General features: G+C 53.9%; 8 protein-coding genes and 1 pseudogene. All 9 read left to right on the forward strand.

Features of this window, described 5'->3' with window-relative positions; genetic code table 11:
• A partial coding sequence (locus tag K5905_RS18980; RefSeq protein ID WP_297586632.1) for a TRAP transporter small permease subunit occupies window positions 1-247 on the forward strand: 247 nt, incomplete at its 5' end.
• Window position 248: 1 nt separating this feature from the next.
• Entirely contained in the window at window positions 249-1,592 is a 1,344-nt protein-coding gene (locus K5905_RS18985; protein WP_367186987.1) for a TRAP transporter large permease, read from the forward strand.
• 520 nt (window positions 1,593-2,112) lie between these two features.
• A complete protein-coding gene (locus tag K5905_RS18990; RefSeq protein ID WP_297586633.1) occupies window positions 2,113-3,318 on the forward strand; it encodes an ABC transporter substrate-binding protein in 1,206 nt (401 codons plus the stop codon).
• Between the two features lie 52 nt (window positions 3,319-3,370).
• Window positions 3,371-4,237 carry a branched-chain amino acid ABC transporter permease gene (locus K5905_RS18995; RefSeq protein WP_297586635.1) on the forward strand — a complete coding sequence of 289 codons (867 nt, stop codon included), beginning with the start codon at window positions 3,371-3,373 and terminating at the stop codon, window positions 4,235-4,237.
• Window positions 4,238-4,246: 9 nt separating this feature from the next.
• Window positions 4,247-6,058, forward strand: a complete 1,812-nt coding sequence (locus K5905_RS19000; protein WP_297586637.1) for an ATP-binding cassette domain-containing protein — start codon at window positions 4,247-4,249, stop codon at window positions 6,056-6,058.
• Window positions 6,051-6,749 (forward strand): ABC transporter ATP-binding protein, encoded by a 699-nt coding sequence (locus K5905_RS19005; RefSeq protein ID WP_297586639.1) that lies wholly within the window; start codon window positions 6,051-6,053, stop codon window positions 6,747-6,749. The genes K5905_RS19000 and K5905_RS19005 overlap by 8 nt, the downstream gene beginning before the upstream one ends.
• A gap of 140 nt (window positions 6,750-6,889) precedes the next feature.
• Entirely contained in the window at window positions 6,890-8,260 is a 1,371-nt protein-coding gene (locus K5905_RS19010; protein WP_297586640.1) for an amidase, read from the forward strand.
• A complete protein-coding gene (locus tag K5905_RS19015; protein ID WP_297586641.1) occupies window positions 8,253-9,383 on the forward strand; it encodes a transporter substrate-binding domain-containing protein in 1,131 nt (376 codons plus the stop codon). The genes K5905_RS19010 and K5905_RS19015 overlap by 8 nt, the downstream gene beginning before the upstream one ends.
• Window positions 9,383-9,612: pseudogene (locus K5905_RS19020) on the forward strand (ANTAR domain-containing protein); the annotation flags it as partial. The gene K5905_RS19015 and the pseudogene K5905_RS19020, both read left to right, overlap by 1 nt.

Raw genomic sequence — 9,612 nt, forward strand, 5'->3', positions numbered from 1 at the left:
GATAACGAGCCTGTTGTTGATGTTCCTGACTTACAAATCCGTGCTCTATGTCCAGGAGGTCAAAGATATCAACCGGTTGTCTCCGGCTCTGCAGTTTCCCGTCTACATCATTTATGCAGTGATCCCGGTTGGTCTCGCCATGGCCAGCCTGCAATACCTGATCGCGTTCCTGATGAATGTCACCCAGAAGGGCACTTATCTGTCGATGGATGTCCTGGACGGCGAAGCTGAAGATATCGGAGTTTGAGATGAGCGATATCATGAGCTTCCTGAACGATATCGTCGTGGGTGAACTGGATATCTACGTCATCACCTTCACGCTTGTGGTGACGATGGTGGTCCTGCTGTTTCTCAGCTTCCCCATGGTCGTGCCGCTGGCTGTCGCCGCGCTGGTCGGACTGGTCCATTTTTCCCAGATAGATACCGGTGTCATCATTCAGCAGATCGTCACCGGCATTTCGCCGAACGCCCTGATTGCCGTGCCTATGTTCATACTGGCCGCCGATATCATGGCGCGCGGCCATACGGCAAACAACCTCCTGGGGCTGATCGAGGCATTCTTTGGTCATCGTCGCGGTGGATTGCCGATCACCGCCTGTCTCAGCTGCACGCTTTTCGGATCCGTGTCCGGCTCGACGCAGGCCACGGTGGTTTCGATAGGGCAGATCATGCGTCCGAAACTGCTGAAGGCGGGTTACAAGGACAGTTTCGTCATGGCGCTGATCATCAATGCCAGTGACATTGCATTTCTCATCCCACCGAGCATCGGGCTCATACTCTATGGCACGCTTGCCAATACCAGTGTCGGCGAACTGTTTATCGCAGGTATTGGACCCGGCATTGTTCTGGCCGTGCTGTTTTCAGCCTATTGTTACGTCTACAGCCTGATCCAAGGCGACACGATTGCCCTCGTGGAGAGAAAAACAGCGGCCGAACGCGTTGCCGCGATCAAAAAGGCGCTGCTTCCGCTGGGATTCCCTGCCTTGATCGTCGGCGGTATCTATTCGGGTGCCGTCACGCCGACGGAGGCTGCATCCTTTTCAGTGCTTTATGCGCTGATTGTTGAATGCCTGATCTATCGCGAACTGAAACTGAATGACGTTTTGAGCGCGGCGCTCAGCACCGGTCTGATCACGGCCGTCGTGTTCATACTTGTCGGCGTCGGACAGGCATTTTCCTGGTACATCTCGTTTGAGCAGATCCCGCAAGGATTGCTGGAGCCGCTCAATCTGGAAGGCGCTTCTGACAAATACATTCTTGCCGTGATTGCATTGAGCTTTTTTGTCGGATGCATGTTCGTCGACTCGCTGGTGGTGCTGGTCATACTGACGCCGATATTCGTACCAATTGTCGATGCGTCCGGTCTCGACCCGGTGCTTGTCGGGGTGATGGTGACCTTGCAAATGGCAATCGGTTCGGCGACACCTCCGTTCGGGTGTGACATTTTCACTGCGATCGCGATATTCAACAAGCCCTACATGGAAGTGATCAAGGGAACGTTCCCGTTCTTCGTGATCCTGTTCGTAATGTCCGCATTGTTGATTTTCTTTCCGGGCATCGCGTTGATGCTGAGAGACCTGGCATCTCTTTGACAAAAGCGGTGTGAACCGGAGCCAATCAAGGTTCCGGCAGCCAGGTTGTCTGAAACCTGGCTCGCGCCGCACATACCGTTTCATACGAGGATGTGCGGCGTAATCAGGACCTCTCGGGCAAGCCAGGCTCGGCCTGAACTTCCGAACCGACCACAAACTGCAATTACAGATAAATTCTCATTGCTTTCAGAGCTTTACCGGACCTTTTATGGAGAGTTCTTGCTTCGGTCATGTTGAATGTTCAATCAACACTGGCTAATCGCGAAATGTGTTTTGAAATCGGCCGTTTAATCCATCAGATTTAGATACGATTTGTGTCGCTTCCGAGAGTTCAATTGCACCTCGTTACGTCTGTAATTTATCGCAAGCTTGACACCTCATTTTCATTTGCCTACTGTCAATGCAGTGCAAAGATGCACAAAAAATTGGAAGCGAGTGAGCTGAACGTCTGTTGAGCCCCGCTTCCATTTTTTTTGCGGTAACTGGCGTTCAGTCCCTAACAATCGAGGGAACGGCAGTTATGAAAACAAGAGCCATTAAAATCGGACTCCTGGCATCGGTTTGCCTGGTGACAGGCGTGCAGGCGGAGGTCAAAATCGGTGCGATTTATGATCTCACCGGTGGATTGAACATCTATGGCATTCAGCAAAACAATGCGTTGAAGCTTGCGGTCGACAACATCAACTCAAATGGCGGTCTACTGGGTGAACAGATCCAAGTTGTTGGATATGACGCTCAATCCGAACTTTCGAAATATACGCAATATGTCAATACCGCGATCTTGCGGGACAAGATCGACGCGCTTTTTGCCGGTTTGACAAGTTCATCCCGTGAAGCCATCAGGCCGATCGTCCGCAAAGCGAACATTCCGTACTTTTATGCCTCACTATACGAAGGCGGAGCATGCGACAAGCAGACATTTGTGACCGGTACCTCCGCCTCCCAACAACTGTCCGTTCTGATTGAATGGGGTATCCGCAAGTACGGTCCGAAAATCTACATTATGGCGCCTGATTACAACTTCGGAACGATTTCCGCCCACTGGGTTCATGAATTTGCCAATCAGTCAGGGGGGGAAGTCGTAGGCGAGGATTTTCTGGCGCTCACAGTAACCGACTATGCGCCTACCATTCAGAAAATTCAGGCCGCCAAACCCGACTTCGTCGTCGCGCTGCCGGTTGGTGCCAATCAAACGGGTTTTCTTGAGCAGTTTGCGGCGGCCGGTTTAAAGGAAAAAATCGGGGTTGTTTCCACGAACTACGGTTCGGGCAACCAACAGGTCGTTGTGTCGCCGGCAGCAGGGAAGGAGCTGATTGCCAGTCAGGGGTATTTTCAGCAGGTGGAAAATCCTGCGAATGCCAAATTCGTTGAGATGTGGCAGGCCGCATATGGAGATGATACGCCCATTGTGTCAGGCGCCGTGGATACCTGGAACGCAGTCAATCTCTGGGCCCAGGCCGTGAGCCAGGCCGGAACAACTGATGCGGATGAGGTCATCAAGGCGCTTGAGAGTGGAATGACGTTCGACTCGCCAACCGGACCGGTCCAGTTGTCGCCGGGTTCTCATCATCTGATACAAACAATATTCGTCGCTGAAGGTGACGACAATCACGGCTTCAAGATCGTTGATGAGTTTGTTGGTATCAAGCCAACCTATGAAGATCAAAAGTGCGATTTGATCGAAAATCCCGATCTCGCCAAGCATTTTACACCTGACCAAAACTAATTCCGACGTGGCGCGCCTTTGGGAAAGGGCGCGCCTCTTGAAGGGGGATTCCATGGAATTCGACTATCTGGCAACAGTTCTGCTGTCGTCGCTCGCCAGTGCTTCCATTCTTTTGATCGCAACAATCGGTCTGGCTGTTGTCTTTGGTCTGATGGGTGTCATCAATCTGGCTCACGGTGAGTTCTTGATGATCGGTGCCTATACGGCTTTGACTGCAACGCAGGCAGGTGTTCCGTTTTTGCTATCGATTCCGATCGCCGTTGCCGTGACCATGGCCATCGGTGCCGTCATCGAGATACTCGTCATCAATCGCCTGTATGGGCGGATATTCGATACGATGCTTGCGACCTGGGGGATCAGTATTGCCTTTTATCAGCTGGCGGTCCTGATTTTTGGCACTGTGACGCCGGGCATCGGAATGCCGCAATACAGTATCAAAATCGGCGACTATAACCTTGCCGGCTATTCCCTGCTGATGATTTTTGTCGCGGCATTGATGGGAAGCTTTGTTTATCTGCTGATGACCCGGACAGTTTACGGCATGAAAGCCAGGGCCTCCATTCAGGAGCCCGCCATGGCCCGGGCTATTGGTATTGAGTCCTCAAGGGTCAACACGATGACATTTTCCTTGGGATGCGGTCTGGCAGGATTTGCCGGTGCAATTCTGTTGCCGATTGTTCCGGCAACTCCCTCCATGGGTTTTGCATTTGTGATCAAGGCGTTCCTGACTGTTGTGGTTGCGGGCCCGGTTACGTTGACAGGTAGCGCGATTGCGGCGATCGGTTTGGGAGGTGGAGCCTCAATAACCGCGAGTTTCCTGACATCGGTCGCTGGCGATGTCTTCTTTTTCCTGATTACAGCAGTACTCCTCTGGCTATTCCCGCTTGGGATCACGGCCGGCTGGCGTCGCAAAATGTGAGCTGGCCCGATGAATATGTTGCAAGTCTTAAATGAAAAAGCCGGTCTGGTGTTTCCGGCAATTTCGATCCTGACCGGATTGGCTCTGGCGAATTCCATCGATCCCTACCTCGCCTATGTGGCGACATCCTGGGTAATTTTCGGTCTTCTTGGCCTGAGCCTTGATATCGTTTGGGGCAGGGGAGGATTTCTGAGCTTGGCGCAGACGGCGTTTTACGGTCTCGGGGGGTATTTCGGCAGCGTTGCCGCAATCAACTTGTCGTTCGTCTTTGGCTCAAGCGTCATCTGGAGCCTTTCCGTCGGAATGATCTCAGGTGCTCTGATTGCCGGCGCTCTCGGTCTGATCATCTTCTATGCCAGAATGGGGCCGTTGCAGAGCACGATCCTGTCTTACACCTTTACGCTGCTGCTCTGGTCCGTTTCCCAGTCCTTCAAAATCAGACTTGGTGATGCCGTTATTGGCGGTGACAACGGAATGTCCGGCATTCCCGGGATTGTCCTGGCCGGGGGAACCGAAGCGCTTGATCCAAAAGGTGCTCTCACGTTCACGATCCTCGTTGCAGGTGCAGCCTATTTTGTCACCTACAAGGTCATGACCGGAACGTTCGGCCGAGTGATCGATTGTGTTCGGCTCGATATCCAGAAAACGGAGTTGCTCGGGTATGACGTTCGCAGATACCAGGTTCTGAATTTCGCTTTTTCTGGCGGGATTGCCGGTCTTGCAGGTGCGCTGTTCGGGGCCTGGTCGAACTATCTCAATCCCTCGATTTTTTCTGTTCAGGAAGCACTGCTCGTCCCGATTTATGTTCTTGTCGGTGGGCTCGGGACACTTGCAGGACCATTTGTCGGAGCCATCGCGATCGGTGGCCTGTCATTCTGGCTGGGCGGCGGAGCGGTTGGCGGTCAAACAACGCTCATACTCGGCATCGTGCTGGTGCTTTTGGTTCTGTTTCTCAAGAACGGCGTTCTGGGCGCCCTACGTCAGGGAATGGCGAGATTGTTGCCGGATCCCAATGAGGCTTCCAGAAACGCAGGGGCAGTCTCCATCGAAACCGGGGATCTGGAAGGCATCCTACAAGCTGCTGAAGAAAAGGAGGGACCTGCAAAGGCTTTATCGAGCGCCGGGCTGTTGAAGAAATTTGGAGGTGTTGTGCCGGTCAATGACGTCACTTTGTCATTTGAACCTGGAAAGCCTCACTCCTTGATCGGGCCAAATGGGGCTGGCAAAAGTTCCTTTCTGAAGACTTGCGTTGGACTTTACAAGCCGGATGGAGGGCATGTGACGCTTGGTGGCGAGCCAATCACCAATGCCACGATCTACAGCCGGGTCCACACCGGCATGGGTGTGAAGAACCAAAAACCGCAAGTATTCTCCGAACTGAAGGTGAGAGACAATCTCTGGATTGCCGCCTTTTCCCGTCTGCGCGACAAACGACAGGCGCATGACGTCGCAACAACGATTTTGGATATGCTCGGATTGACCGAGCAGGCTGATGTTACCGCATCTGCGTTGTCTCACGGTCAACAGCAATGGCTCGATATCGGCATGGTTCTGTGTCTTGCGCCGCGGGTTGTTCTTCTCGACGAACCTGCTGCCGGCATGACCAACGAAGAAACGCGGGAACTTGCAAAACTGGTACGTATTCTGGCGCGGTTCACGACAGTGATTGTTGTCGAACACGATATGGAATTTGTGCGCACCCTCCAGGGACACGTAACGGTTCTGCACCAGGGGGAGGTCTTCGCTGACGGAGACATCGACCAGCTTCGAGCAGACGAGCGCGTTCTCGATATCTACCTTGGGAGGCGTGAGCATGTTTAAGGTCTCCAACGCGACGGGCGGCTACGGCAAGACCGTCATTATCCGAGATGTCAGTCTTCAGGTTGGCAAAGGTGAGATCGTTGCGCTTCTTGGGCGGAACGGTGTCGGAAAATCGACCCTCATGCGATATGCGACCGGGTTGATATCACCCATGGCCGGAACTCTGGAAATCGACGGCAGGACCGCACCGGCATCGACGGCCAAGCGGGTAAGGCTGGGATTGGGATACGTGCCACAAGGTCGATTTGTCTTCCAGCGCATGACGGTGGTCGAAAACATTGCGGTCGCGGCGGAAAGCAACGGTCACGATGGCAAGGCATCGGTCGAAGCGGCGTTTGAGGACTTTCCAATGCTGGTGCCCAAGGCGAAAGACCTCGCCGGAGGTTTGTCCGGAGGCCAGCAACAAATCCTGGCACTTGCCAGAGCTTTGGCGATCCGCCCAAGAATATTGCTTCTGGATGAGCCGACTGAAGGCGTTCAGCCATCCATAATTGATGAAATGGCTGGTGTCCTGAAACGCTTGAATCGCGAGCGCGGCATCTCGGTGCTGGTCGCGGAACAGGATCTTGATTTCTGTCTATCCATAGCCGAACGGGCCTATGTCATGGAGAAAGGTTCGATCCGCCTGGAGATCGACCGGGACAGCCTGAAAGCCGACGCAGCTCTTCAACACGAACTTTTAGGGGTGTGAGATGACGACTTCATCTTCTCTGACCGTTGAACAAATAGCTCGAATCGAGGCGACGCTGTCGCGAATCCGGACCGGACTGACGGCAATTGCAACCCGAGACGCGAAGGAACCTGCAATCGTATTTGTTCCGGAGGCCTATGATGAACGACGTTCTTGACAGCCTGACCGGACAAGCCGCAGCCCTGGCCGAAGGCTCCGAAACACCCATTTCTCTGGCAGAGAGAGCGTTGGACAGGGCAGAACGCAAGGCGGACCTGAATGCGTTTGTCGCCTTAGACAGTCCAATTGTTCTGGATCAGGCCAGGGCGGCAGCTGAACGCCGCCTGAGAAACGCTCCTCGCAGTCTGATTGACGGAATTCCGATTGCAGTGAAGGACAATTTCCTGACCCGCGATTATCCGACGACGGCATGTTCAGGGGCGTTGCCCTGGGAGGCAGGCGGTCAGGATGCCACAATTGTCTCGCGCCTTCGGGACGCAGGGGCAATTATCTTCGGCAAAACCAACATGCATGAATGGGCATATGGTGCGACCAACAGTACCTCGTCCTTTGGGCCGACCCGAAATCCTCATGATCCGTCGCGTATTACGGGTGGAAGCAGCGGTGGTTCGGGAGCAGCCGTTGCCTCTGGTATCGTTGCAGCTGCACTGGGCAGTGACACGGGTGGGTCGGTACGCATTCCTGCCGCTGCTTGTGGCATCTATGGATTCAAGCCGAGCTACGGTAGAGCATCGCGGCACGGTGTTCTGGCCCTCAGCTGGTCGCTGGACGCGCCAGGTCCGTTGACACGCAACCTTCCCGATATCCAACTGCTGCTGCCATATTTTTTCGGAAAGGATCCGAAAGATGTCACAACGGCAAACTCGAAGGAGTTGGGCCCGATGCCGCGCAAGGTTGAGCCCAGGCTGTTGCGATTGTATGGCAAGGGGCTTGAGTGTACGAGCGAGGTTGAAAAGGCGATTTCAGGCGCGCTGGCAACAAGTCCCTGTTCGCTGGAGAATTGTGAAATCACCTCTGTCTCCAGCTATTTTGCAGCCTGGGAAACGATCCTCCATTGCGAAGCGTCGTCGTATCACGCCTCTCAACCGGCCAACAAACGTTCCGGCTATTCGCCTGTCACGCAGGCGCATCTCGAGGCTGGTGAGCAGATTACTGCTGTTGAGTATCTCCACGCCCAGTCTATTCGGGCCCATTTCATGACCGTCCTCTTAAAGGAACTTCCAGCCTGGGATGCGTTGGTTTTACCAACACTGCCGGTTGTCGCGCCCAGGCAGGGTGAAGATTGGCAGCTGTTCGGGGGGAGGAAGGTTACGACCCAGGACAGCATGACCTGGTTTTGTTGGCTTGGAAATCTTGCCGGATTACCATGTGTCACGTTGCCTGTGGCCAATCCTGGTGGAGATATGCCGGTCGGCATGATGCTAATGGGGCGACCTGGAAGAGATGAAGAGCTTTTGGCAATTGCCTGCCGGGTCCAGGAGCAGTTGAAGGAGTACGGATCCGTTGAGTGAAGATACTATCTCAATTGGCGTCCTGTTTTCCCAGACAGGGCCAATGGCTGTTACTGAAAACGCCCACATACGGGGTGTTCTGCTGGCCTGCGAGGAGATAAACGCGGCAGGAGGGATCGATGGGCGCAGGCTGGATCCGCTGATACTGGATCCTGCGGGATCGGATGACAAATATGCAGATCTGGCAACGGAGCTTCTCGTCAAGCACCGGGTAAACGTGATTTTCGGAACATGCCTTTCGACCAGCCGAAAAGCGGTTGTCCCTGTTGTTGAAAGGTTCAACGGCGTGCTCTTCTATCCGTCCGTTTACGAAGGTTTCGAGTATTCACCAAATGTCATTTACGGTGGCGCGGTGCCGAACCAGGTTGTCATTCCGCTGCTTGAATACATCTTTCACAATCTCGGGCATCGCATTGCCCTGATCGGTTCGGACACACTTTATGCGCGGGAGATAAACCGGGTCGTGAATGAGTTCATGTCGGAGAGTGGTGGCCGCGTTGTGGCGGAACGGTATTTTCCGTTCTCGACCAATCTCGAAACATTTGCGGCGCAATTTGAACAGCTGCAGGACAACGAGGTTGATGCGATTATTTCGACAGTGGTCGGGGAGGACAGCATTGTGCTCTACAACGCACATCACAAGGCTGGAAAGTCTGGTGATAAACTGCCAATTGCCTCCCTCACAACCACAGAATCCGAATTGACCCGTGTCGAAGCAAAAGCGAGGGCCGGCCACATATCCGTCGCTCCTTATTTCTCGACACTTGACACCACCACCAACGAAACTTTCCGGGCGGGCTTTGCCGAACGATTTGGCGATGAGATAATACCCGGCGTGTATAGTGAAGTCTGTTATTCGCAAGTCCAGCTTTTTGCCAATGCGGTCAGGCAATGCGGAAGCGACGACACGGAACTGCTTCTTCCGGCGTTGTCCGGGGCCGTGTTCAAAAGCCCGGGTGGTGATCTTTTTCTCGACATAGAAACAAATCACCTGATGTTCCGGCCGCTTATCGGACGGTCCACCGAAAGTGGCGAATTTGACATAGTTTTCAGAGGCAAGAATATCTTTCCAGACCCTTATCTGGTTGCCTATGACCGAACAGTTGCGGGTAATATCGGCTGATGAGTGAAGCGATGCCCAACAGGAGCGAAAATCTGCTGCGCCGGCTTCGTCGGATGAGGGTTCTCGTCATACATCCGGACGATACGGAACGTAGCAGCTTCCTGGCGCATCTTCGGCGTATCGGTTGCCAGGCCGAATGTGTCTGGCCGGCCCCGCCGGTGCTTCCGAGCAGTTTCGACGTGGTGCTGTTTCTCATTAATCGCATCCACGATCAGGGGGGGCTGACATG

The sequence above is a fragment of the Roseibium sp. genome (genome assembly GCF_025698965.1).
Classification (GTDB): Bacteria; Pseudomonadota; Alphaproteobacteria; order Rhizobiales; family Stappiaceae; genus Roseibium.

Bases quoted from the DNA above. Each gene is read 5' to 3' on its own strand.
- K5905_RS18985 (WP_367186987.1), top strand. From the start codon at position 249: ATGAGCGATATCATGAGCTTCCTGAACGATATCGTCGTGGGTGAACTG.
- K5905_RS18990 (WP_297586633.1), top strand. From the start codon at position 2,113: ATGAAAACAAGAGCCATTAAAATCGGACTCCTGGCATCGGTTTGCCTG.
- K5905_RS18995 (WP_297586635.1), top strand. From the start codon at position 3,371: ATGGAATTCGACTATCTGGCAACAGTTCTGCTGTCGTCGCTCGCCAGT.
- K5905_RS19000 (WP_297586637.1), top strand. From the start codon at position 4,247: ATGAATATGTTGCAAGTCTTAAATGAAAAAGCCGGTCTGGTGTTTCCG.
- K5905_RS19005 (WP_297586639.1), top strand. From the start codon at position 6,051: ATGTTTAAGGTCTCCAACGCGACGGGCGGCTACGGCAAGACCGTCATT.
- K5905_RS19010 (WP_297586640.1), top strand. From the start codon at position 6,890: ATGAACGACGTTCTTGACAGCCTGACCGGACAAGCCGCAGCCCTGGCC.